Raw genomic sequence first — 23,103 nt, 5'->3', positions numbered from 1 at the left:
TGTTGGGCCTCACGGTGACGGAGGCGGAGTGATGGTCTGATCGGTGCTTTCCTCCAGCTGCATCCACTGGACGTTCATGTTTCTGCTGGCGAGTTCGGCGCGGAGTTCCGTCTCGGACTGTGTCGTGCCGGTGACCAGGACGGTGTAGCGCTTGGTCCCGGGGCGGTCTGCGAGGAAGTCGGTGGCGTCACGGAGTCGTACCGGTTCCGGTGGGAGTGGAAGGTAAGCGGAGTGCAGGAGGTGGAGGGTGTCCGGGTCCACGTCAGGGCGGTTACGAAGGACGGGGATCTTGTGATCGTCCTTCTCGTTCAACCGGACCACCCCGGCTGCGGCTCTGTGGGCGGGGCCGACGGGCATACCGGCGCCTATACAGCGATAGAACTGTGTGGCGAAGACGATGGCCGTCCGGTCGCTCACCTTCGAGGGGTAACCGATCGCGCAGCCGGTGATCTTGGCAAGCTCCTCGGCGATGGCCACGGTGGCACAGGCGTTGAGGACCACGAGCCGTACCTTCTTGCCGGCGGCCGCCAGAAGGTCGGCGAGTCCCCGGGTGAGCACAGGCGCGTCGCCGCCGTCCGGGGTGAGCACACGTAAGCCGGTGTCGCTTGCGTGCCCGGAGAAGTGCACCACCGTGGGATCGTGGTCGAGCAGGTGACCGAGGATGTCGTCGCCCTGTACCGCTTGGGCGGTGTGCAGGGCCAGCCCGTCGCGGTAGCGGGCCTGCCGAATGATCAGGTCGACCTGCCGTTGCTCCTCGCCGGTGTCCGGGCCTCCGAGCCGAATGGCGATCGCGGACAGCATCAGGATGCCCGCCGGCTGTGGGCCGCTCATTTCCCGTGCTCCCGTGACGGTGCGGCGCGGACCGCTTGGAGGATCGGGCTGAGGGCTGCGGCCTTGGTAGGGCGCTTCGCCATCAGTGCCGCGAGCTCGGCCACCGCGTCGTCACGGTCGACCGCATCAGGTGCCTTCCATCCGGCGATGACGGTGAGGACGTATTCGGGGCCGGGATCGGCGGCGCGTCCAGCCGCGCGGACCGCCGCGGCTGGTGCGGGAGGACCGGACTCGGGGGTGTCGTGAAGAACCCGAGCTGCAAGCCAGTGCGCTGTCGCCGCCCACGCGGCGTCGTACACGTTCTCCTCTATGAGCGCGAGCCAGCCCAGCGCCGGTCCGTCCGCGGACTGCAAAGCCTTCTGGATGCGGGTGCGCAGGGCTTGCTGGTCGGCCAGCAACCGGTAGGTGGCCTCGATACCGTCGTTCATGGCCATGGCGATGATGGCCCGGTGGACCGCGATCACCCGGCCCTCACCACCGACGTTCTCGCCCATGGCAGCGAGCACCGCGTCCGCATCGGGCGCGAGCAGGTCAGCCGAGTGCTCAGCCAGGTGGGCAGCGGAGGCCGCCCAGCCTTCGGGGCCGGTGCTCGTCCGGATCCAGTCGGTCAGGATTTCCGGGAGCACGAGCGGCCGGTAGACCGTGTCGACCGGGATGCCTGACCGCAGCTGCTCCAGCAATTCGATGTGGCGGTCGGTGGGTGCGCCCAGGAGCGACCACTCCCGCAAGGCGACTTGGGAGGAAACGTCGAGCAACTCGGGGTGGTCGGTGACGAAGTCTCGTGACTCACCCCAGGTTTTCGCGGTCAGCCAGTCTGCGGTCAGTTCGAGGACTGCGTCCGTGAGGTCGAGCCACGGCGGCGAGCCGGTCGCGGAACTCCCGCTCGCACAGAGCTGATTGACGAATTCACGCACTGCTGGATCGGAGGCGGCGGTCTGTCGAAGACGCTGGTGGATTCGCAAAACTGTCTCGCCCTTGACGGGACTGTCCGGGGCGAGCAGGCCACACAACGCCTCGACGCCCTCCGCGGTCTCGCCGTTGGCCAAGAGGAACAGGGCCCGGTGGTAAGCGAGTTCCGCCATGGCCTGCCGCGGACCGGACCATTCGGCGATGATCTGGTCGTACCGCTGAACGGCTTCGTGGTGTCGGCCCTGATCTGCCAGTCGGTTGGCGAGGTTGTTCAACGCCACGGCCAGACCGGAAAGGTGCGTCGCCGGATCGGCCCCGGCCAGCTCACGGTAGAGGGCAGCGGCTTCCTCGGTCGCGTTCAGAGCCTGCTCGTTCCGCCCCGCTTCCCCCAACCCGATGGCGAGATTGTTCAGCGACCTGGCCAGCTCGGGAAGATGCGCGGCAGAGTTGAGCCGAGCCAGCTCGCGGTAGACGCCGACGGCTTCCTCGCCCGAGGCCAGAGCCTCCTCACGACGCCCAACGTCTTCCAACCGGTTGGCGAGAATGTTCAGCGACCTGGCCAGCTCGGGAAGATAGGCAGCAGGATTGGCCTCCGCGAGCGTCCGCCACAGCCGCACCGCCTCCTCAGCCAGCGCCAAGGCCTCCTCACCGCGCCCCACCTCCCCCCACCCAACCGCGAGAATGTTCAGCGACCTGGCCAGCTCGGGAAGATAGGCAGCAGGATTGGCCTCCGCGAGCGTCCGCCACAGCCGCACCACCTCCTCAGCCAGCGCCAAGGCCTCCTCACGGCGCCCCACCTCCCCCCACCGAACCGCGAGATTTTTCAGCGCACCAGCCAGATCAGGGAGAGCCCAGGGGTGGACCCGAGCCAGCGGGCGATAGATGTGCACCGCCTCCTCAGCCAGCGCCAAGGCCTCCTCACCGCGCCCCACCTCCCCCCACCGAACCGCGAGATTGTTCAGCGACCTGGCCAGCTCGGGAAGATAGGCAGCAGGATTGGCCTTCGCGAGCGTGCGCCGCAGCTGCACCGCCTCCTCGGCCAGCGCCAAGGCCTCCTCACGCCGCCCCACCTCCCCCCACGAAATCGCCAGGTTGTTCAATGACATGGCCAGATCGGGAAGATGGGCGGCCGGATTGGCCTCAGCCAGCTCACGGTAGATGGCAGCAGCCTCCTCAGCCAGCGCCAAGGCCTCCTCACGCCGCCCCGCCCCCCGCCACGAGATCGCCAGGTTGTTCAGCGACACGGCCAGATCGGGAAGATGGGCGGCCGGATTGGCCTCAGCCAGCTCACGGCAGATGGCAGCAGCCTCCTCAGCCAGCCACAAGGCCTCATCGGGCTGCCCCACCTCCCCCCACCGAACCGCGAGATTGTTCAGCGCGCCGGCCAGATCGGGGAGGTAGAGAACGGAGTTGGCCTGAGCCAGACGACGGTAGATGGCGACTGCTTCGGCCCCGGGGGCCAAGGCCTCCTCACGCCGCCCCACCTCTGCCCATCGGATGGCCAGGTTGTTCAGCGCCATGGCCAGGTTGGGCAGATAGGCAGCCGGATTGGCCTCAGCCAGACCACGGTAGATGGCAACGGCTTCCTCACCCGGCGCCAGAGCCTCCTCCCGCCGCCCCACCTCCGCCCACCGGATCGCCAGGTTGTTCAGCGCGCCGGCCAGGTTGGGCAGATAGGCAGCCGGATTGGCCTCAGCCAGATAACGGTAGATGGCAACGGCTTCCTCAACCGGCTCCAGGGCCTCCTCGCGGCGCCCCATCTCCGCCAACCGGACGGCGAAGGTGTTCAGCGCGCCGGCCAGGTCGGGGAGGTAGGCGCGGGGGTTGCCCTGAGCCAGCGCGCGGTAGATGCCCACCGCTTCCTCAACCGGCCCCAGGGCCTCCTCGCGGCGCCCCATCTCCGCCAACCGGACGGCGAAGGTGTTCAACGCGTTGGCCAGGCTGGGGAAGTGCGCGTGGCTGTCCACGCGCGCGAGCGTGCGGAAGGTCTCGGCGGCCTCTTCGGCCGGGGCCAAGGCTTCCTCGCGCCGCCCCGACTCCCCCAACCGAACGGCGAGATTGTTCAGCGCGCCCGCCAGATCGGGGCGATAGGCAGCCGGATTGGCGTCGACGAGCGTCCGAAACGCTGTGATACCGGAGGCCTCGGCAGCCAGGGCATGGTCGGTCAGATGCCGCCTCAGGTACGGATTGGCCAGCTCGGGTTCGGCTCCGTTCGCGGTCTCGCCCAGCGTCAGAGCGACCAGGGCCTCAACAATCGCGAGGGGGGCCGTATCGGCGTGCAGGCCGATCGTCGTACCACGCAGGTGGGTGACGAGTTCGGGGTGACAAAGGCGGTAAACGGCCTGGTGTCCGTCGCTGTCCTCGATGATGTAGCGGCCGTAGTGCCGCAGGAGCCAGTCGATGTCGTCGGCCCGGTAAGGGGTGTCACGGTCGCCGACAGCTTGCGCCACGGTCTGCCAGACCCCGTTGGCCGGCATGCCGGTACCGGCGGCCCACGCCAGTGCGGTGAGAAGATCACCGGCGGCCTGAGGCAGCTCGCGGCCGTCGCGGACCCGGACGGGGGCGGCGGCGAGGTCGGCGGCAAGGACCTCGGCGATGCCTGAAGGGATCTGGGACTGCCAGGGCCGGTCAGGATCCGCGGTGAGGATGCGGGCCAAGTGGGAGGCGACGATGCGCGCGAAGAGGAAGCCGCCGTCTCCTGGGCCGACCCGCCCGGCAAGGAGGGGCGCTGCTTCGTCGGCCACCGCTTTCGCGATGCCGTGGGCCTGGAGGCGGCGGCGGACGTACTCGGTGATGTCCGCCCTGGTGTCGGGGTCCTCGTCGAGATCGAGGATGCGGACAGTGGCTCCGGTCGCGCGGGTGAGGGCGGCCTCCAGGGCCTCGCCGGGGTCCTGATGGCGCCGGAAGGGACGGTCGCGGGAGGCGAGCAGGACCTTGCACAGGCGACTGAGCGGGACGAGGATTTGCTCGACGATGGCAGCGGACTGGCCTGGGGACGCCTCGTCGAGGCCGTCGAGTACCAAGACGGGACAGCGCCCGCACCCCATGTCCACGTGTTCGAACTGGGCGATCAGATCGGCAGGGGTCATCGGATCCGGCAGGCCCAGTCGGTGGGCGAGAGCGGCGGCGAGGTCTTGGACGCTCATGTCCCGAAGACGTACGACGGCGTCCACGCTGCCCTGGCCGGGATCAGGGTCGTGCCCCGTGAGAGGGGCGTGCGCCATCAAGTCGGCACGATCGGCCGGGTTCGAGAGAGATACGATGCGCCCCGCCACGGCCGACTTTCCGACCCCGGCGCTCCCGGTGAGCAGCAGAATCCCCGTCTCGTCGGTGCCGAGCCAGTCGGTGATCGTCCGCAGTGCGCGTCGGCGGCCGGTGAAGAACCAGCCCTGCTCAGTGGGGTCGATGCCCCGGGCGGCGAGCACGAGGTCCTCGACGAGGACCTGGCCGGATGAGGGACGCCAAAGGGGGTTGCGGAAGATCGGAGCGGGATGCCCTGCTTCGGCGCGTACGGGGCGGTGGCCATCGTCGGGCCAGTGCTCCCGCACGGCGCGCGTGAGTACGTCCCCGGTGATCCATGCGCTGTGCTCGCTCCACTCGTGGCGGTAATCGTCCTGCTGTGGGGTGCTGTTCGAGCGATATGGCCCGCCCTTCAGCAGTCGCAGCACGGTCTCCGTCAGTGGTCCGCGCGGCCCACCGACCCGCTCATGGGCCTGGCAGGCGGCGAGCACACCGAGCCAAGTGGTGCGGGGTAGGGGCAGCGTGCGGTTCAGGAGTCCGAAGACATGGCCGGGGTCGAGGTCGGCACCGGCGCCGGAGTGGCATGTGTCGAGGACGATCAAGATCTGGTCCGCGCGGCTCCGGAGGGCATGTCCGACGAGTCCGTCCAGATCGTAGAAGCGGTCCGGCCCATCGAGGCCCGGCCGGGCCTCGCGGGTGACGAGTCGAAGGTCTCGCTCGACGCCGATCTCGCCGTGCCCGGACCAGACAATGACGGCGGGCCCGTGGCCGCCGTCTGCGGACCAGGTGTCGGACCAGTGGCCGAGTGCGTCGATCAGGCTGTGCTGTGCCGGATTCCTGACGATCGTCTCGTGGTAGCCGAAACCAGCGAGGATTCGACCGAGCTCATCGACCTGTTCGACCGCACCTGGGAGCGGGCGGAAGGCCGGATCCTCGTACTCGTCATAGACCACTGCCAGAAACGTGCCGCCACGGTCGGTCATGCGTCGTCACCTTCGAGAATGAGCGTCAGCGCGGTCACCGCCGTGCCGGGGTCGTCGAGTGAAGCGTGCAGGGACACGGCGTACGCGCCGGGGCGCAGGTCGTCGAAGGCGGCCTCGTACCGGCCCTCGCCCCGGTTGCTCAGGGTGCGGAAGTCGATTTCCTCGCCGGCCTCGTCCCTCAAGGTGGCCATGACGGAGAGGGTGTCCCAGCCCTCCCGTGTGGGGGCCACCGATGCCTCCACCCGCAGCGACTCGCCCGCCGTCAGGTACTCAGGGACACGGACACTGAGCGGGTGGGCGGGCAGCGATCCCCGGTAGACGCCCGGAGCCGGCGCCAGCCAGTCGAACAGGTCCTCCCTGACCCCGACATGCCCCTTGATCGCACTGTGGTGGGCGAAGGAGGACCGGACGATCGACTTGTCCGTGACGGGAATCTCCGCCGGGTACGCGGCGAACCGCGCCACCCTTCCGTCGCCGCCCTCCTCCTTGCCCTCGATGGTCTCGATCAGCCGTAGCCGTTCGCCCTCCACGGCGACCGTGGTGTGGGTCGGCTGGCGGACACCGACCACCGGCAGGCAGAGGTCGCGCGAGCCGCCCCGCTCCACCCTGCCCTTGGCCGCAGCGCCGATCTCCTCGTGGAACTCGGAGGCGTACGCGAGCAGGTGCGGGTCGATTCCGGCGAGCGCGGCGGCCAACTCCCCTGGTTTGCGCAGGCCATCGGGGCTCTCGATGCAGGCGTAGGTCGGGATGAGTTCGTGCATCGAGGGCAGGCTGCGGCTGAAGTCCGTCAGGTCCGCGGCGAGCGGGCCCCGGCCGATCCGATGCCCGTTCACCAGGGACTCCAGTGACCCGATCGAGCCCCGGTGCGGCGTGCCCAGCGTGATGATCTGCCGTGTGACCTCCGCACCGCCCATGCACTCCACCCAGTAGCGGCCCACCAGCCCGCCCATCGAGTGGCAGATGAGGCGGACCTGCGCCTCCGCCCGTTCGGGGGCGGAGGCACGCCAGCGGCCGAGTGCCTCGTCGACCCGTTCCGCCAGCAGGCGCGCGTTGTAGCGGCAGGACAGCCGCCAGTCGTACGGGAACTCGACCAGGTTCACGGGTACATCCGGTCCGTGGCCGGGCAGCGCGCGGCGCAGGGTGAAGGTGGACTCGAGCCAGAAGAGCAGGTCGCTGTAGCCGTCGACCAGCGGCCGTACGCCGGGGATCGCGTGCAGGGAGGGGACGAGGCCGGTCGCCACGACTCCGTCACCGGGGTGGCCGTCGCCGATGTCCTTCGGGAGCCGCAGAGCCTTGACCGAGCCGGCGAAGGTGGCGATGCCCCGGGCGACCGCGCCCGGCGAGGGGCCCCACACCTCCTTGCCGTCCAGTTCCAGCCGGCTCCCCGTGATGCCCGGGATCACGATCACCAGGTCGTCGATCGGCTCGCGCCCCACTCCGCCCACCTTGAAAGCCCCCGTTCGCAGACGGTCCGTCCCCGCCGTCTGAACTATCAGAACGGTGACCCTGTCGTCCGGCCAATGACGCAAACCGGCCCACCTCGTCACGAGTCGCAGGCCCCCCTGAGCGCGAATAGGCTGGTCACAGGGGTCGACACGCTCGATTCCGAGGAGCCTCCCATGCGTAGGAACGGAACGCCGGGCTGGCGGGCCGCGGGGGTCGTCACCGCTCTCGCCACCGCCGCCGCGATCGCCTCCGCCACCCCGGCCCACGCCCAGACCGCCCAGCTGAGCGCGTATGTGAGCGACGGGTGGGGCGGCGGGACCATCACCAGCCAACCCGCCGGGATCAACTGCCATCAGGCGGAGACGCCCGACCCGTACGGCGGCACACCGCAGCCGAATCCGACGGGCACCTGCACCGCGACCTTCCAGGTCGGAGCGACGGTCACGTTCACGGCCACGCCCGACCCGGGGTCGTACGTCAACGCCGGACCCGACCCGAACCCCGTGACGATCCGCGCGGGCTACAACTTCACCTGGGTGATGTTCTGCCCGAACGACGGCCTCTGCTCGGCGGGTTAGCCACCTCGCCGGCCGCCTCCTCTTGCCATGGTTCGACAATCACCGTAGTTTGACGTTCATCGTATTTCGATGGTCGTCGTACGTCGACCGTTGGCGGAGGAGAGTGGCATGCGCGCGATCGAGTTCCAGGAGTACGGCGGTCCCGAGGTGCTCGGTGTCGTCGAGGCCGATGTCCCCGAGCCCGGCCCCGGCCAGGTCGCCATCGACGTGGCGTACACCGGCGTGAACTTCGCCGACCTCAAGGCGCGCTCCGAGGGGTACCGCGTGCCCGCGCTCCCCTTCCGGCCCGGTCTGGAGGTCTCCGGGCGGGTCCGGGCGCTCGGCGCGGGAGTGGAGGGGCTGACCGTCGGTCAGGAGGTCGCCGCGCTCACGGCGGGAGGGGCGTACGCGGAGGTGGTCGTCGCCGACGCGGTGACCGTCTTCCCCGTTCCCGCCGGCATCGGACTGCGGGCGGCGGCCACACTGCCCACGGTGCTGCCGACGGCGTACGCGCTGCTGCACAGCGTGGGCCGGCTCCAGCCCGGCGAGACCGTGCTCGTGCAGGGCGCGGCGGGCGGCGTCGGCACGGTGCTGGGGCAGCTAGCCCGGGCGGCCGGGGCGGGCGCGGTGTACGGGGTGGTGTCGTCGGAGGCGAAGGCCGAGTACGCGCGCGCGTACGGCTACGACGAGGTGTTCGTCGGGGACGGCTTCGCGAAGGCGGTGCGGGCGGCCACCGGTGAGCGCGGGGTCGACCTCGCGCTCGACCCGGTCGGCGGCGAGACCTTCCGCGCCTCGCTGGACAGCCTCGCCCCCTTCGGGCGCCTGGTCTCCTTCGGCAACGCCAGCTCCGCCGAGCCGTGGAGCGTGGGGCAGCCGGAGCTGTACCCCGCCGGGGTCTCGGTCGGCGGTTTCTCCATTCTGACGCTGGCGACGACGGCCCCCGCCGAGCTGCGGGCGCTCGCCGCGCGGGCCTTCGCGAAGGCCGCCGACGGGACGGTGACGCTGCCGGTCACCGCCGAGTTCGACCTGGCGGACGCGGCCGAGGCACACCGGCTGATGGGCTCCCGCACGAGCACGGGCAAGCTGCTGCTGCGGGTCGACGGCCGGGACTGAGACTCCGTCAAGAGCGCGCACTGAGCAGCGATTCGGGCAGATATCCGGAGCGGACGCCCAGGTCCCACCCATGGGCCTGGGTCGCCAGCGCGGCGAGCGCGATCGTGTCGACCGGCAGGAGACTGCGGGGTGCCGGATCGGCTCCGGCGTTCGCCGCCTGGTACGCCGACAGCCGCTCGTTCAGGGCCTGTTCGAAGGTGCGCTGGTCGTCGTCCAGCAACACCCGCAGCAGCCGCTGGTCCGGCGTCGGCGCGCCCACGGCGTCGAGTCGCCGGGCCGCCTCCGCGCGCTCCTCGTCGGATGGCTTGCGCAGCGCCGGGCTCCGCTCGTTCAGATAGGCGCACAGCGCGTCCATCTCGGCGAGGTCGGCGGGCTCGGAGACCGACTCCCGCTTCGAGTACGGCACTCCCTCATGGATCGTCGTCGCGAAATCCATCAGCAGACCCGCGGTCACCCGCTGCCAGTCCCACACCAGCCCGCTGATCACCGCCGTCCCGAACGCGTCCAGCCAGGTCCGGGCCGTGGTGGTCACGTGCGCCGGCTCCCAGCGCTCGCTGTACGACATCTCGTCGCTGCCGAGCGTCTCCTTGATGAGCGGGAGACGCACCTTCCAGTCGCCGCCGGGGAAACACCCCAGGGTGAGTCCCTCAAGGGCGCATTCCGCCGCGGTCAGCAGGGCGGTACGGGCTTCGGGCGTCCGCAGGTCGTGGTCCTCGACGGTGCAGGCGGCCACATGGTCGAGGAGTTCGCCGGTCAACTCCACCAGCCCGAATCGCAGTCGGGTGTCGCCGTAGCGCATGCCGTGCCAGCAGTCGAAGGTACGGCCCCCTATGTCGTGACGGGCTCGCTCGATGCGCTGCTGGTCGACCTCGTGCATCGGCTCAGCGTACAGACGTTGCTCATGACCCCCACCCCATTGCACAGTGTGACCATGGATCACGCACCGGCACCGGCGGCCGAACCCCGTATCCCCACCATCGACCTGCGCCCCTGGGTGGGCGGCGGCCCCGAGGAGCGGGCCGCCATCGCCCGTACCGTCGACGACGCCCTCCAGTCCGCCGGGTTCCTGCTGGTCACCGGGCACGGTGTGGATCCGGGGCTGCGCGGGCGTATCCGGGCCGCCGCCCGCACCTTCTTCCTGCTGCCCGCCACGGCCAAGCAGGCGTACGAGGCGAAGGTCGGCGGGCGCGGCTGGCTCGGGCCCGGCGCGGAGGCCAACGGCTACGCCGAGGGCACCGAGACCCCTCCCGATCTGAAGGAGTCCCTCACCTTCGCCACCCACGAGCCCTTCGACGACCCGGTCGTCAACGCGGAGTGGTACGCGCCGAACGTCTGGCCCCGGGAGGTGCCCGAGCTGCGCGCGCTCTGCGAGGAATACCTGGAGCGGATGGGCGAGTTGGAGCGTCATCTGCTCGCGCTGCTCGGCGAGGCCCTCGGTCTGGAGCCCGACTTCTTCACCCGGCACATGGCCCACCCGACGTACGGCTTCAACATCAACTGGTATCCGGGCACGGACGTCCTGGGCGAACCCGAGCCCGGCCAGTTCCGCATCGGCCCGCACACCGACTTCGGCACGGTCACCATCCTCGACCGCCAGGCCGGCAAGGGCGGGCTCCAGGTGTACACCGACGAGGGCGGCTGGGAGGACGCCCCCTACGACCCCGCCGCCCTCACCATCAACATCGGTGATCTGATGGCCCGTTGGACCGGAGACCGCTGGCGTTCGGGGCGGCACCGCGTCCTCCCGCCGCACCCCGACACCCCCGCCGAGGAACTGATGTCCCTCGTCTACTTCGGCGAGTGCACCCCGGGCACCCTCGTCGAGTCCGTACCGGCGCCGGTCGGCCGGGTGGCGTACCCACCCGTCGACTCCCACGTGTATCTGCGGCAGAAGCTCGACTCGATCACCGTGGGCGAGATTTCGTAACCCAACGGACACCACGGGATCTGGCACGCACCAACTTCCCGTCCTTACCCTTGCGTTGGGAACCGGCCCTGGGGGGAGGTGCGGGTTGCACGGAGCGTTGCACGGGCGGGGTGCGCTGTTCGACGTCGAACCGGCGGGACTGGTGCCGCGGCTGGTCGGACTGCGGCCGTACGAGCATGTCGGCGCCAAGGTGGATCACGCCCGCGAGCTGCCGCTGGTGGTGCTCGCGGGCGGACGGGGCCTCGGCAAGAGCGCCGTCCTGCACGAAGTGGTGGTCGCCTACCAGGAGTCCAACCGCAAGGGCGAGACGCGCAAGCGGACTCCCGTCGCGATCGTCGACTGCGAGGACCCGCAGTTCGCGGCGCCGCCGCACGAGGAGAGCCCGGAGTCCTGGTCGCCGGTGTGGCAGGCGCTGCTGGTGCTCGCCGAGCAGCTGACCGAGCCGGTGAAGGCGGCCGGGCAGCTCTCCTTCCCGCGGCTGACGGCGGGGCTGGTGGCGGTGCGGGCCAGCGACTGGAGCGGACGCACCGACTCCGACCGCATCCGGCGCGAGCTCACCCGGATCCTGCTGCTGAACGAACGCGGTTCGCGCTTCAGCCTGGCCGGGCGGTGGGCGGCGAAGGTCGCCTCCAAGGTGATCGCGGCGGCCAGCGGCCAGGGCCCGTTCGTCGCGGCGACCGTCGAGGCCACCCTGGAGGCCCTGTCGGAGGGGTTCACCTCCCACAAGGAGCAGAAGCCGGCCACCTGGTACCGGGCGTATCCGAACGCCGGCGGCAACGCCCAGCGCGGGCTGCTGCTGCTCTCCGGGAACTTCCGCGCGGGCCGCACCTCGCGCGAGCACGCCGAGCGATGGCTGGTGCGGGCGCTGCTGGCCGACCTGGCGGAGGGATACTCGGGGCTCGGCTCCCACCTCACCCGGCTGGGCCGTCCCCTCGTCCTCCTCGACAACGCGCACACCGGCCCCGGCCCCGGGCTGCTCGACGCCGTGCTGCGCGACCGCGCCGAGGGCATCCACGACCAGGTCGCGTTCATCGCCACCGTGCGCGGCGGCCGGCAGGTCCCGGTGCTGCGGGAGGCGGTGCGCCGCGACCTCGCGGACGTGGCGCGCTCCACCGGCTGGCACCCGGGCAGTACGCCGTCCTCGCGGGCGCTGGTCGTACCGCTCCCGCCGCTGTCGCCCGACGACACCCTGCACATCGTGGGAGCCGTCTGCGAGGGCCAGGTGCCCTCGCCCCAACTCCCGTACGCCACCTATCGGTTGACCGGCGGCAATCCGCTGGGCATCGTCCTGGTGGCGACCGCCGCCCGGCAGCATCCCGACCGGGCCGCCTCGCTCGGCCGACTGCTCACCGCCGACATCACCCAGGAGGAGGGGCAGGACGACGGCCGCCCCGCCTACGTCGAGCTACTGCGCCGCCTGGTGCCGGCCGACCGGCTCGACGAGCTGACCGTGCTCGCCGCCGCCCACGACCACGACTCGGCCGTCGCCCTCGCCGCCGCCCGGCTCGGCGACGACTTCGGCTCGTCGGGCGTACGGTCGCTGCGGGTGACGCTGGCCGAGGAGGGACTGCCGGCCGCCCCCGGGCACTTCGTCGGCGACCCGTTCGTACGGACCCTGCTGCTGCTCCGGCTGCACCACCGCAGCGCGGACCACGTCAAGTGGCGCGAGGTGCACGAGACGCTGATCCGCCACTACACCGAGGCCGACGACCCGCACCGCGACCGCTACCGGCTGTACCACGAACTGGCCCTCGGCGACACGGCCGGAGCGGTGGCGCACCTGCGCGACACCTTCCACTCCGCCGACCCGCGCGCCTGGCTGGACACCCTGTGCTTCCTGGCCGGCGCGCCCTACTTCCACGCGCACGACGCCGAGGGCCGCGACTCCACCGGCCCCCTCGACCGGCGCACGGCCGTCGCCCTCGGCCGCACGGACGCCGACGAGCTGCCGCCGGAGGGCGTCGACCCCTTCCTGCACCTACGGGTACGGCGGCTGCTGCACGCGCTGTGGCAGGCCTCCGACCCGCTGGTGCTGCCCGACCGGGGGGTGTGCGAGCGGCTGCGGTTCGAGCTGCTGCAACTGTCCGATCTGCGGCCGGCCGGGGGCGCGCTGCTGTTCGCCGCGTCCCAGGCGTGGCCCGAGGACGCCCTCGCCGGGCGGCCGCCGCGCACACCTGAGGACGACGGGCCGGACGACGACGGGGACGGGGAGGCATGATGGCGCGAGCGGGCAGAAGCCGGGTGGCGCGGTGGCTGCGGGAGGTCTGGGAGATACGCCTCTACCGCTATACGGCCCTGCTGCTCACGGCCGCCCTGATCACCGGCCTGGTGTTCGCGGTCCGGGTGATCGCCCACGAGGACCGCTCGTGCGCGCCCGGCGTGGAGCGCCCCGAGGGCAGCGACGAGTGCGTGGGCGTGGCGTCGACGGCGTACGACTTCGGCCGGCCGCAGCTGAAGGACGCGGTCAAGTCGATCGTCCGCGAGAACGCCCGTCTGAAGAAGGGGAGTTACGTCACCGTCGCGGTGCTGCTCCCCTACACCGCGACCACCCCCTCCACGCTCAACGACATCCAGCACGAACTCCAGGGCGCCTACCTGGCGCAGTGGCAGGCCAACCACCGGGCCAACGGCCAGTCCCCGGCGATCCGGCTGGTCCTCGCCAACCCGGGCGCCACCGGCGACCACTGGGAGCGCACGGTGGACCAACTGGAGGCGATGACGAGGAGCGGGGACCGGCTGCGGGCGGTCTCCGGGGTCGGCATGAGCACCGACGCCAACAAGAAGGCCGTCGCCGAACTGACCCGGCGGCACATCCCGGTCGTCGGCTCGTCCATCACCGCCGACGACCTCGCCAACGGCCAGAAGGGCACCGACCCCTTCCCCGGCCTGGCCCGGGTCTCGCCCACCAACACCGACGAGGCCCGCGCGCTGGCGTCCTTCGCGAAGGTGGGCGCGGGCCGGGCGCTGCTGGTCTACGACAAGCCGGGCGACCCCTACACGCGCACCCTGCAGAACTCCTTCGCCAAGCTGATCGAGGGCTCGCCGTACGAGCCGCAGCCCTTCACGCCGCCCGCCGACCGCAGCCAGGAGGGGACGACCGCGAACACCTTCCGGCAGATCACGCATCTGGTGTGCGACACCTCGCCGGGCACCGACACGATCCTCTTCGCCGGCCGGCACACCCAGCTGCGGCAGTTCATCAACGCGCTCGGCGGGCGCGGCTGCCAGGATCGCGCCTTCACGCTGCTCACCGGCGACGAGGGCTCGTATCTGACCGGTGAGAAGGACCTGGACCGCAGCGCCCTGACCCACCGTCTCTCCGTGCGCTACACGTCCCTGGCCCACCCGGACGCCTGGGCGAGGACGCCCGCCGGGACGCCGGGCGGTTCGGCGGCCGACACGAAGAAGCTGACCGATCTGCTGGCGCTCGCCCAGCGGGAGCCGGTCGGGCCGATCGGGAAGGCCGCGCTGGAGGACGGCCAGCTGATCATCGGGTACGACGCGATGCAGCTGGCGATCAAGGGCATCCGGGAGGCCACGCCGGACGGGGGCACGGTCCCGCCGCTCGCCGATGTCGGCCTCCAGTGGCCGCAGGTCAAGGGCTCGCTGCGGGTCGACGGGGCGAGCGGCTGGATCTGCCTGGACGGCCACGGCAATCCGTACGACAAGGCGGTGCCGATCGTGGAACTCACCCCGCAGGGCGGCTCCCGCTTCGTCAAGATCGCCTGGCCGGAGGGGAAGCCACCGGAGAAGGGCTGCCTGACGCCGTCTGAACCCTGACGCCGTCTGAACCGTAGGGACGCCTAGGATCCCAGTTCTTCCAGGATGTCGATCAGGTGTGCGAATCGGCTGCGCCAATGGGCCTCCGACTCGCCGTCCCCCTCGAACTCATGGGTGAAGCGCAGGACCGCCTCCTCGTCCCCGGCCCGCTCCAGATGGAACCGGACCCGGCCGCCGCGGTCCAGCGTGTACTCGGCGACCCGGTCCACGTCCCACGCCGTGACCCGCCCCTCGCCCAGGCCCGCCAGCGCGACCGCGCCGCCGAGCCTGGGTTCGAGGGCCTCGACGGGCGTCCACCAGAAGGCGATGCCCTCCGCGCCGGCCACGTACGACCAGACCTGCTCCATGGCCGCCGGGAGCCGCACCAGGAAGTTCAGGATGTGCGTGTTCCCGTGGGTCTGGCTGATGCCCTGCTCGATGGAACCGGTCATGGAACCAGAGTGACCCCGCCCCACCGAAAACGCACCCCTGACCGCCGCTGACCTGCGCGATCGACGGGACTTACACGCCCGCGTAGGAGTGCTTGCCGGAGACGAAGATGTTGACGCCGTAGTAGTTGAACAGCCAGCAGCCGAAGGCGATCAGGGCCAGGTAGGCGGCCTTGCGGCCCTTCCAGCCGGCCGTGGCGCGGGCGTGGAGGTAGCAGGCGTAGGCGACCCAGGTGATGAACGACCAGGTCTCCTTGGGGTCCCAGCCCCAGTAGCGGCCCCAGGCGTCGCCCGCCCAGATCGCGCCCGCGATGATCGTGAACGTCCACAGCGGGAAGACGGCCGCGTTCACGCGGTAGGCGAACTTGTCGAGGGACGCCGAGGCGGGCAGCCGGTCGAGCACCGAGTTGGCGAACTTGCCGGGCGTGCCGCCGTTCGCCAGCTTGTTCTCGTACGCGTCCTTGAACAGGTACAGGATCGTGGCGACCGCGCCGACGTAGAACACCGCGCCGCAGAAGATCGCGGTGGAGACGTGGATGTACAGCCAGTACGAGTGCAGCGCCGGGACCAGCTGGTCGCTCGCCGTGTACAGGACGGTGACCGCGAGGCCGAGGTCGAGCAGGACCGTGGTGATCAGGAACAGGCCGATCCAGCGGACGTTCTTCTTCAGCGCCAGCAGGCCGAGGTAGACGGCGACGGCGACCGTGGAGAAGGTGATGTTGAACTCGTACATGTTGCCCCACGGCGCCCGCTCCACGGAGGCCGCGCGGGCGATGACGCCGGCGAGCTCCACCGCGAAGGCCAGCACGGTGAGGGAGATGGCGATCCGTCCGTACAGATCGCCCTGCTCGTCACCGCCGTGCGCGCCGGGCCCGTCCGGCACGTCCCGCGCCCCGGCGGCCGCCCGCACGACGACCTGCGGCCGCTCCAGTACGGCGGTCCCCCCGGCCTTCTTCACGGTGACGGCCGGGCCCCGCGCCGCGGTCTTCTCGTCGGCGGTGAGCGCGGCGGCCGTCCGGCCGACCTTGCTGCGGCTGCCGAAGAGCCATTCGGCGATGTACGCGAAGAAGGCCAGGGTGTAGACGGCCATCGCGGAGTAGATCAGCGTGTTGCTGACATTGGCGAGATGTTCGTTGGCGGCGGCGGCGAGAGTCACTTCTCAGCCCCTTCGGCAGGTACGACATGAGGGTCGGGGGAATCGGGGTCGGTCCCGGGGTCGGGTGCCCCGGGAGCCTGGTCGTACAGGATCCCGGCGAGATCGCCGAGCTCCTCGGGCACCTTGGCGGACTCGCTGCGGCCGAGCCCCGCCATCTCGACGACCGTGACGCCGTCGGCGCCCTTCACCGCGCGCACCCACACCCGGCGGCGCGAGATGAACAGGGAGCCGGCGAGGCCGAAGATCGCGGCCAGCGCGCCCACCAGGGCCCAGCTGCTGCCGGGCGCCTGGACGATCTGGAAGTTCGCCCACTGCCTGGTGCCCTCGAAGGTGACGGAACCGGCGCCGCCGGGGAGCTGGAGGGTCTGGCCGGGCTTCAGGTTGGACCTGAGCTGCTGCTTCCTGGCGTCCTTGTAGCCCTTCATATGGGCCTTGTCGAGCTGGTACACGTTCTGCGGGATGCCGGCGTTGACCCCGAGGTCGCCGTGGTACGGCTCCAGGTTCAGCAGCGGGTTCAGCAGCGCCGGGAACCGCGATCCGGCCTCGGTGCCCGCCCCGCCGTACGTCGGGTAGAAGAACGCCTTGATGCCGAGCTGCTCCTTGACGCCCTGGGCGTTGCGGTAGCCGTCGTAGACCTTGATGACACCGGTGGAGGTGACGTTGCCGTCGAGCGGCAGCAGCGGAACGGCGTCGTGGAAGACGACCTCGCCCTTGCCGTTGCGGACGGTGATCACCGGGGCGTAGCCGTGGGCCGTGAGGTAGACCTTGGCGTCGCCGATCTCCAGCGGGTGGTTGACCTGGACGCGGGTCTTCCTGCCCTTGCCGTACGCGCCCTCGCTGTAGGTGAGGGACGCCTCGTAGGTGCGCGGGGTGCCGCGGTTCGGGCCGGTCAGCTCGTAGGTGCCGGTGAACTTGTCCAGTTTGAAGCTGAACGGCACCAGGTCGTCGGTGGAGAAGAGGTTGCCCGACTTGAAGTCGTCGTACTGGGTGAGGTTGTTGGCGAAACCGTCGCCCTCGACGATCAGCTTGTTGCCCTCGGACTTGAACAGCTGGCCCCACGCGAAGGCGACCAGCAGCACGATCAGCGCGATGTGGAAGGCCAGGTTGCCGACCTCGCGCAGATAGCCCTTCTCGGCGGCGACCGCGTCCCCGGCGAGATGCGCGCGGAAACGGCGCTTCTTCAGCAGTGCGAGCGCGGCCTCACGGACCTGCTCGGGCTCCGCCTCCGTACGCCACGTCGTGTACGCGGGCAGCCGGGTCAGCCGCTTGGGGGCGCCCGGCGGGCGGCCGCGCAGCTGGCCCACGAACTGCCAGGTGCGGGGCACGATGCAGCCGATGAGGGAGACGAACAGCAGGATGTAGATCGCGGAGAACCACACCGAGCTGTAGACGTGGAACAGGCCCAGCTTGTCGTAGATCGGCGAGAGCGTGGTGTGCCGGGCGCGGAAGTCGGCGACCTTCGTCGCGTCGATACCGGTCTGCGGGATCAGCGACCCGGGGATCGCGCCGAGCGCCAGCAGCAGCAGGAGCAGCAGGGCGACGCGCATGGAGGTCAGCTGGCGCCAGAACCAGCGGGCCCAGCCGACGACCCCCAGCCCGGGCAGGGCGGAGGACAGCTCCTCGGGGGCGGTGGACAGCTGGGAGCCGGCGGCACCCAGGTCCTGGTCGGCGGCCCCGTCCGTAGGCGTGTCGGTGGGCGCGGTGGTCTTGCTCATCGGTCAGATCCCCACAGTGAAGCCGTTGGACCAGGACTGCATGTCCTGCACCATGCGGTCCCAGGCGCCGGTGAGCAGCAGCACACCGGTCACGATCATCATCGTGCCGCCCGCCCTCAGCACCCAGACGTAGTGGCGCTTGACCCAGGCGAAGGCGCCGAGCGCCTTGCGGAAGGCGACCGCGGCGAGCACGAACGGCACACCAAGGCCGAGGCAGTAGGCGACGGTCAGTATGGCACCGCGGCCCGCGCTGCCCTCGTTGTAGGACAGGGCCAGCACGGAGGTCAGGGTGGGGCCGATGCAGGGCGTCCAGCCGATGCCGAACAGCGCGCCCAGGAAGGGGGCGCCGATCAGGCCGGTCGTCGGACGCCGGTGGAAGCGGAACTCACGCTGGGTCATCCAGGGCATGAGGCCCATGAAGAAGACGCCCATGAGGATCATGAGCACGCCGAGCACCTTGGACAGCGTGCCCTTGTTCGCCTGGAGCGTGTCGCCGAAGTAGCCGAACAGGGCGCCGCTGGAGACGAAGACGGCCGTGAAGCCGAGCACGAACAGGGAGGCACCGGCGACCATCCGGCCGCGCCGCGCCTCCGCGAGGTCGGCGCCCGTGACACCGGTCACATACGACAAGTAGCCCGGGACGAGCGGCAGGACGCACGGCGAGAAGAAGGAGACGAGCCCGCCGAGCACCGCGACCGGCACGGCGAACAGCAGGGCGCCGTGCAGGACCGTGCCGTTGGGGTCGGTGGCGGCCGCGAGCGAGGAGAGCGCGGTCACGTCACTTCTCCGCGAGAACCGGGTCGATCATCTTGCGGAGCTTGGCCTCGCTGAGCGGCGACAGCGAGCGGGCGGCGACCCCGCCGTCCCGGTCGATCACCACCGTGGAGGGCACCGCCTGGAGGTTGAGGGTGCCCTTCTTGAAGCGCAGCAGCAGCTTGCCGGTCGGGTCGTACAGGCTCGGGTACGTGACGCCCTGGTCCTTCTCGAAGGCGCGGGCGTTCTGCACGTTGGTGTCCCGGGTGTTGATCCCGACGAACTGCACGCCCCGGGCCTTGAGGTCCTGGTAGACCTTCTCGAAGTTGGGCGCCTCGGCACGGCAGGGCGCGCACCAGGAGCCCCACACATTGAGGACGACGACCTTGCCCTTGTAGGAGGCGACGTCGAGCTGCTGGTCGTCGATCGTCTCGCCGGACAGGTCGGGGACCATGGAACGGTCCCCCTTCTTCACCGTGGAGACGCCGTCCTTGCCCATCACGAAGTTGGTGTCACCACCGCCCCCGGAGGTGCCTCCGGAGGTGCAGGCGGACAGCAGCAGCGCGGCGACCGCGGCACCGGCGGCGGTCGTCAGGGCGGTCGAGCGCTGGGGGGCGCGGCGAGCGGCACTCATGTGAAAAGTTTCGCATGCCCGTTCTGGGGATCTTGCGCACCCCCCTTGCGGGGGGAAATCCGCATTTCAGGCGGTGGTTTTGGTCCCGGTGGCCGTGGTCCCGGTGGTTTTGGTCCCGGTGAACGCCTTCCAGCCACCGGCGGGCCGCTGGCCGACGTCCAGCGTGCGGAGCTTCGCGAGCACGTCCGGCTTCTGTACGTCCATCCAGTCCGCGAACTGCCGGAAGGAGACCATGCGGACGTCGGCGCCCTTCTCCTTCTCGCGCGCGATGTGCTTGAACGCCTGCTCCACGGCGTCCATGTAGATGCCGCCGTTCCAGTGCTCGAAGTGGTTGCCGATGAACAGGGGCGCGCGGTTGGTCTCGTAGGCCCGCTGGAAGCCCGAGATGTACGCCTGGGCGGCCTGGTCGCGCCAGCCCGGGTAGTTGTGGGCCGGGGCGTTCGTCGTCCTGACCGACTGGTTGGCGAGCATGTTGTAGTCCATGGACAGGACCTCGAAGCTGTGGCCCGGGAAGGGTATCTGCTGGAGCGGAAAGTCCCATATGCCCTGCTTCTTCTGTGGCCAGACCTGCCGGCCGCCGGGCGAGGAGGCGTCGTAGCGCCAGCCCAGGGAGCGGGCCGTGGGCAGCAGGTTGTCCTGCCCGAGCAGACAGGGCGTACGGCCGCCGACCAGCTCCTTGTCGTAGTCGAACGGCAGGGAGGGCAGATCGGTCCAGCCGGTGTTGGTACGCCACTGCTTGACGAAGTTCTTCGCCTGGTCGATCTCGCTGCGCCACTGCTGGGGCGACCAGTGGGCGACGGAGCCGTGGCCCTCGCCGCAGAAGTGCCCGTTGAAGTGGGTGCCGATCTCGTGGCCTTCGAGCCAGGCGCGGTGGACGTTGGTGAGGGTCGCCTTGACGTGGTCGTCGCTGAGGTAGCCGATGTCGGAGGCGCCACGCGGGTTGTTCGGCGGGTCGTAGAGCCGCTTCTTCGACTCGGGCAGCAGATACAGCCCGGAGAGGAAGAAGGTCATCGACGCGCCGTGCTCCTTGGCCAGGTCCAGGAAGCGCGGGAAGAGACCGTTGCCGACCTCGCCGGCGCCGTCCCAGGAGAAGATGACGAACTGCGGCGGCTGCTGGCCCGGCTCCAACGGCACCGGCCTGCCCGGCTGATGGGGCTGCTTGCCGGTGAACGAGGTCGAACCGTCGCCGATCGGGCGGGCGGTGGGGGTCGGACTGCTCGACGGGTGCTTCGTGGAGCCCCCGGCCCCGCCCTTCCCGTGGTCACCGTCATCGGAGGAGGAGGTGAGGCTTCCGCACCCGGTGAGGCCCGCGGCGGCGGCCGCGCCCGCGCCGAGTCCGAGTGCTCCCCTGCGGCTGAAGGTGCGCATCGCGCGGCCCCCCGTTCGTCACGTTCTCTGATTTCACTCATTCAGAGGACGCGCCGAAGGGGGAGGTTCCGCGAATAGTTCTGGGTTTGGTAACAGAGGGCACAGAGGCAGGCAGAAAGGGCTTACGGGATCTGCCTGGTCGGAGCCCCGAGGGCTTGATCGGAGCCGGCGCCGCAGGTCTACGCCCCGAAGGCCTTGTCCTTGCCCTGGACCGGCTTCGCGCCGGCGCGGAGGTGGGCCGGGACGAGGTCGATGGCCGGCTCGGTGTAGCCGACGGAGACGATCCGGTCGCCCTGGTAGGTGAAGGTCGTCAGGGAGGCGAGGGTGCACTGCCGCTTGCGCGGGTCGTGCCACAGCCGGCGCCGCTCGACATAGGACCGCACGATCCAGATCGGCAGCTGGTGGCTGACGAGCACGGCCTCGTGTCCGCGCGCCTGGTCCCGGGCGGCGTCCAGCGCGCCCTTCATCCGGACGACGAGATCGACGTACGGCTCGCCCCAGGACGGCTTGAACGGGTTGACGAGGTGCTTCCAGTTCCCGGGCTTGCGCAGGGCGCCGTCGCCGACGCCGAAGGTCTTGCCCTGGAAGACGTTCTCCGCCTCGATGAGCCGCTCGTCGGACGCGAGGTCCAGCCCGTGCGCCTTGGCGATCGGGGTGGCCGTCTCCTGCGCCCGCTCCAGCGGGGAGGCGCAGACGTAGGTGACGTCCCGGGAGGCCAGGTGGTCGGCGACCCGCTCGGCCATCTGTCGGCCGAGCTCGGAGAGGTGGTAGCCGGGCAGGCGGCCGTAGAGGACGCCGTCCGGGTTGGCGACCTCGCCGTGCCGCATGAGGTGGACGACGGTGATGTCGTTGCTGGCGCTGGTGCTCATGCTGCCGTGGCCTCCGCGGCGGCTCGGGCCGCCGCCGGAAGGGCGTCGGCGATCTTCTGGACGGCACGCTCGTCGTGCGCGGTGGAGACGAACCAGGACTCGAAGGAGGACGGCGGCAGGTAGACGCCGTTCGCGAGGAGCGAGTGGAAGAACGCGGTGAAGCGGAAGGACTCCTGCCGCTTGGCGTCCTCGTAGTCGCGCACCGGACGGTCGGTGAAGAAGACGGAGAACATGTTGGAGGCGCTCTGCACGGTGTGCGCCACGCCCTCCTTGGTCAGCGCCTCGGAGACGAGCGCCTGGATCTGCTCGGAGACCGCGTTGACCTTGGCGTACGCGGCGTCGTCGAGCAGCCGCAGCTGGGCCAGCCCGGCGGCGGTGGCGATCGGGTTCCCGGAGAGGGTGCCGGCCTGGTAGACGGGCCCGGCGGGCGCGAGGTGGGCCATGACGTCCTCCCGCCCACCGAAGGCGGCGGCCGGGAAGCCACCGCCCATGACCTTGCCGAAGGTCATCAGGTCGGGCGCGACCCCGTCGACCCCGAACCATCCGGCGCGGCTGGTGCGGAACCCGGTCATGACCTCGTCGGAGATGTACAGGGCGCCGTTGCGCGAGCAGGCGTCCTTGAGGCCCTGGTTGAAGCCGGGCAGCGGCGGTACGACGCCCATGTTGCCCGGCGAGGCCTCGGTGATGACGCAGGCGATCTCACCGGGGTGGCGGTGGAAGGCCTCGTTCACCGCTTCGAGGTCGTTGTACGGCAGGACGATGGTGTCGCCGGCCTGGGCGCCGGTGACGCCGGGCGTGTCGGGCAGGGCGAAGGTGGCGACACCGCTGCCGGCGGCGGCGAGCAGGGAGTCGACGTGCCCGTGGTAGCACCCGGCGAACTTGATCACCTTGGAGCGCCGGGTGAAGCCCCGGGCGAGCCGGATGGCGGACATGGTGGCCTCGGTGCCGCTGCTGACGAGCCGCACCTGCTGCACCGGACCCACCCGGTCGACGATCTCCTCCGCGAGCGCGACCTCGCCCTCACCGGGCGTACCGAAGGAGGTGCCACGGGAGACGGCGTCCTGGACGGCGGCGATGACCTCGGGGTGGGAGTGGCCGAGGATCATGGGACCCCAGGAGCAGACCAGGTCGACGTACTCCCGGCCGTCGGCGTCGGTGAGGTAGGCGCCCTTGCCGGACACCATGAAGCGGGGCGTGCCACCCACGGCGCGGAAGGCGCGGACCGGCGAGTTCACCCCGCCCGGTGTGACGGCGGCCGCTCGGTCGAACAGGGCCTGCGAGACAGGCGCATCGTATGAATAGGGCAGTTCGCTCATGACCTGCGGATTCTCCGACCTTCTCCGACGTGCTGGATTCCGGTGCCAGTGACTCCCCAGGGTAGGCCAGCCGGTCGC

Annotated in this window: 17 protein-coding genes; 5 read left to right on the top strand and 12 right to left on the bottom strand. The window is 70.5% G+C overall.

All coding sequences use genetic code 11. The features are described from left to right. Positions 1–9 precede the first annotated feature (9 nt). From ACZ5NW_RS22675 to ACZ5NW_RS22665, 3 genes are read right to left on the bottom strand one after another with little or no spacing between them, the layout of a single operon-like run. Positions 10–831, bottom strand: coding sequence for a CHAT domain-containing protein (locus ACZ5NW_RS22675; protein WP_468745709.1), 822 nt, complete (start codon positions 829–831; stop codon positions 10–12). After that, complete coding sequence (locus ACZ5NW_RS22670) at positions 828–5,963, bottom strand: tetratricopeptide repeat protein (protein ID WP_468745708.1); 5,136 nt, start codon at positions 5,961–5,963, stop codon at positions 828–830. The genes ACZ5NW_RS22675 and ACZ5NW_RS22670 overlap by 4 nt, the downstream gene beginning before the upstream one ends. After that, positions 5,960–7,399 carry an esterase/lipase family protein gene (locus ACZ5NW_RS22665; protein ID WP_468745707.1) on the bottom strand — a complete coding sequence of 480 codons (1,440 nt, stop codon included), beginning with the start codon at positions 7,397–7,399 and terminating at the stop codon, positions 5,960–5,962. The genes ACZ5NW_RS22670 and ACZ5NW_RS22665 overlap by 4 nt, the downstream gene beginning before the upstream one ends. 183 nt (positions 7,400–7,582) lie before the next feature. Here ACZ5NW_RS22665 and ACZ5NW_RS22660 point away from each other — a divergent pair, with 183 nt between their 5' ends. Both ACZ5NW_RS22660 and ACZ5NW_RS22655 read left to right on the top strand, forming a co-directional pair. Beyond that, positions 7,583–7,987: a hypothetical protein gene (locus ACZ5NW_RS22660; protein WP_468745706.1), complete on the top strand. Its 405-nt coding sequence runs from the start codon at positions 7,583–7,585 to the stop codon at positions 7,985–7,987. A 108-nt stretch (positions 7,988–8,095) separates the two neighbouring features. Continuing rightward, positions 8,096–9,079, top strand: a complete 984-nt coding sequence (locus tag ACZ5NW_RS22655) for a quinone oxidoreductase family protein (protein ID WP_468745705.1) — start codon at positions 8,096–8,098, stop codon at positions 9,077–9,079. Positions 9,080–9,086: 7 nt separating this feature from the next. Here the strand turns inward: ACZ5NW_RS22655 and ACZ5NW_RS22650 are convergent, their stop codons facing one another. Next, complete coding sequence (locus ACZ5NW_RS22650; protein ID WP_468745704.1) at positions 9,087–9,956, bottom strand: immunity 49 family protein; 870 nt, start codon at positions 9,954–9,956, stop codon at positions 9,087–9,089. Between the two features lie 54 nt (positions 9,957–10,010). Between ACZ5NW_RS22650 and ACZ5NW_RS22645 the strand changes: the two genes are divergently transcribed. The 3 genes from ACZ5NW_RS22645 to ACZ5NW_RS22635 all read left to right on the top strand — a co-directional run bounded on the left by ACZ5NW_RS22645 (position 10,011) and on the right by ACZ5NW_RS22635 (position 14,786). Further along, a complete protein-coding gene (locus ACZ5NW_RS22645; protein WP_468745703.1) occupies positions 10,011–11,006 on the top strand; it encodes an isopenicillin N synthase family dioxygenase in 996 nt (331 codons plus the stop codon). An 85-nt stretch (positions 11,007–11,091) separates the two neighbouring features. Beyond that, on the top strand, positions 11,092–13,224 hold the full coding sequence (locus tag ACZ5NW_RS22640; RefSeq protein ID WP_468745702.1) for a hypothetical protein: 2,133 nt from the start codon (positions 11,092–11,094) through the stop codon (positions 13,222–13,224). Beyond that, entirely contained in the window at positions 13,224–14,786 is a 1,563-nt protein-coding gene (locus tag ACZ5NW_RS22635; RefSeq protein WP_468746155.1) for a type 1 periplasmic-binding domain-containing protein, read from the top strand. Before ACZ5NW_RS22640 ends, ACZ5NW_RS22635 begins: the two co-directional genes overlap by 1 nt. 23 nt (positions 14,787–14,809) lie before the next feature. Here ACZ5NW_RS22635 and ACZ5NW_RS22630 read toward each other — a convergent pair whose 3' ends face one another. The 8 genes from ACZ5NW_RS22630 to hemL all read right to left on the bottom strand — a co-directional run bounded on the left by ACZ5NW_RS22630 (position 14,810) and on the right by hemL (position 23,025). Then, a complete protein-coding gene (locus ACZ5NW_RS22630) occupies positions 14,810–15,217 on the bottom strand; it encodes an SRPBCC family protein (protein ID WP_468745701.1) in 408 nt (135 codons plus the stop codon). A gap of 70 nt (positions 15,218–15,287) precedes the next feature. Next, entirely contained in the window at positions 15,288–16,370 is a 1,083-nt protein-coding gene (gene ccsB / locus ACZ5NW_RS22625) for a c-type cytochrome biogenesis protein CcsB (RefSeq protein WP_468745700.1), read from the bottom strand. Then, complete coding sequence (gene resB / locus ACZ5NW_RS22620; RefSeq protein ID WP_468745699.1) at positions 16,367–18,085, bottom strand: cytochrome c biogenesis protein ResB; 1,719 nt, start codon at positions 18,083–18,085, stop codon at positions 16,367–16,369. Before resB ends, ccsB begins: the two co-directional genes overlap by 4 nt. Before the next feature lie 3 nt (positions 18,086–18,088). Beyond that, positions 18,089–18,862, bottom strand: a complete 774-nt coding sequence (locus ACZ5NW_RS22615; protein WP_468745698.1) for a cytochrome c biogenesis CcdA family protein — start codon at positions 18,860–18,862, stop codon at positions 18,089–18,091. A gap of 1 nt (position 18,863) precedes the next feature. Then, a complete protein-coding gene (locus tag ACZ5NW_RS22610) occupies positions 18,864–19,472 on the bottom strand; it encodes a TlpA family protein disulfide reductase (protein WP_468745697.1) in 609 nt (202 codons plus the stop codon). A gap of 66 nt (positions 19,473–19,538) precedes the next feature. After that, positions 19,539–20,840 carry a polysaccharide deacetylase family protein gene (locus tag ACZ5NW_RS22605; RefSeq protein ID WP_468745696.1) on the bottom strand — a complete coding sequence of 434 codons (1,302 nt, stop codon included), beginning with the start codon at positions 20,838–20,840 and terminating at the stop codon, positions 19,539–19,541. 179 nt (positions 20,841–21,019) lie between these two features. Next, complete coding sequence (locus ACZ5NW_RS22600) at positions 21,020–21,709, bottom strand: histidine phosphatase family protein (RefSeq protein WP_468745695.1); 690 nt, start codon at positions 21,707–21,709, stop codon at positions 21,020–21,022. Beyond that, complete coding sequence (gene hemL, locus ACZ5NW_RS22595) at positions 21,706–23,025, bottom strand: glutamate-1-semialdehyde 2,1-aminomutase (protein WP_468745694.1); 1,320 nt, start codon at positions 23,023–23,025, stop codon at positions 21,706–21,708. Before hemL ends, ACZ5NW_RS22600 begins: the two co-directional genes overlap by 4 nt. Positions 23,026–23,103: the final 78 nt, after the last annotated feature.

This window comes from Streptomyces sp. NPDC032126 (genome assembly GCF_055580085.1).
This window is presented reverse-complemented; position numbering and strand designations above follow the sequence as displayed.

Excerpts from the sequence above, each read along its gene's own strand:
- ACZ5NW_RS22675 (WP_468745709.1), bottom strand. The coding sequence starts at position 831 with ATGAGCGGCCCACAGCCGGCGGGCATCCTGATGCTGTCCGCGATCGCC.
- ACZ5NW_RS22670 (WP_468745708.1), bottom strand. The coding sequence starts at position 5,963 with ATGACCGACCGTGGCGGCACGTTTCTGGCAGTGGTCTATGACGAGTAC.
- ACZ5NW_RS22660 (WP_468745706.1), top strand. The coding sequence starts at position 7,583 with ATGCGTAGGAACGGAACGCCGGGCTGGCGGGCCGCGGGGGTCGTCACC.
- ACZ5NW_RS22655 (WP_468745705.1), top strand. The coding sequence starts at position 8,096 with ATGCGCGCGATCGAGTTCCAGGAGTACGGCGGTCCCGAGGTGCTCGGT.
- ACZ5NW_RS22650 (WP_468745704.1), bottom strand. The coding sequence starts at position 9,956 with ATGCACGAGGTCGACCAGCAGCGCATCGAGCGAGCCCGTCACGACATA.
- ACZ5NW_RS22645 (WP_468745703.1), top strand. The coding sequence starts at position 10,011 with ATGGATCACGCACCGGCACCGGCGGCCGAACCCCGTATCCCCACCATC.
- ACZ5NW_RS22635 (WP_468746155.1), top strand. The coding sequence starts at position 13,224 with ATGGCGCGAGCGGGCAGAAGCCGGGTGGCGCGGTGGCTGCGGGAGGTC.
- ACZ5NW_RS22630 (WP_468745701.1), bottom strand. The coding sequence starts at position 15,217 with ATGACCGGTTCCATCGAGCAGGGCATCAGCCAGACCCACGGGAACACG.
- resB (WP_468745699.1), bottom strand. The coding sequence starts at position 18,085 with ATGAGCAAGACCACCGCGCCCACCGACACGCCTACGGACGGGGCCGCC.
- ACZ5NW_RS22610 (WP_468745697.1), bottom strand. The coding sequence starts at position 19,472 with ATGAGTGCCGCTCGCCGCGCCCCCCAGCGCTCGACCGCCCTGACGACC.
- ACZ5NW_RS22605 (WP_468745696.1), bottom strand. The coding sequence starts at position 20,840 with ATGCGCACCTTCAGCCGCAGGGGAGCACTCGGACTCGGCGCGGGCGCG.
- ACZ5NW_RS22600 (WP_468745695.1), bottom strand. The coding sequence starts at position 21,709 with ATGAGCACCAGCGCCAGCAACGACATCACCGTCGTCCACCTCATGCGG.
- hemL (WP_468745694.1), bottom strand. The coding sequence starts at position 23,025 with ATGAGCGAACTGCCCTATTCATACGATGCGCCTGTCTCGCAGGCCCTG.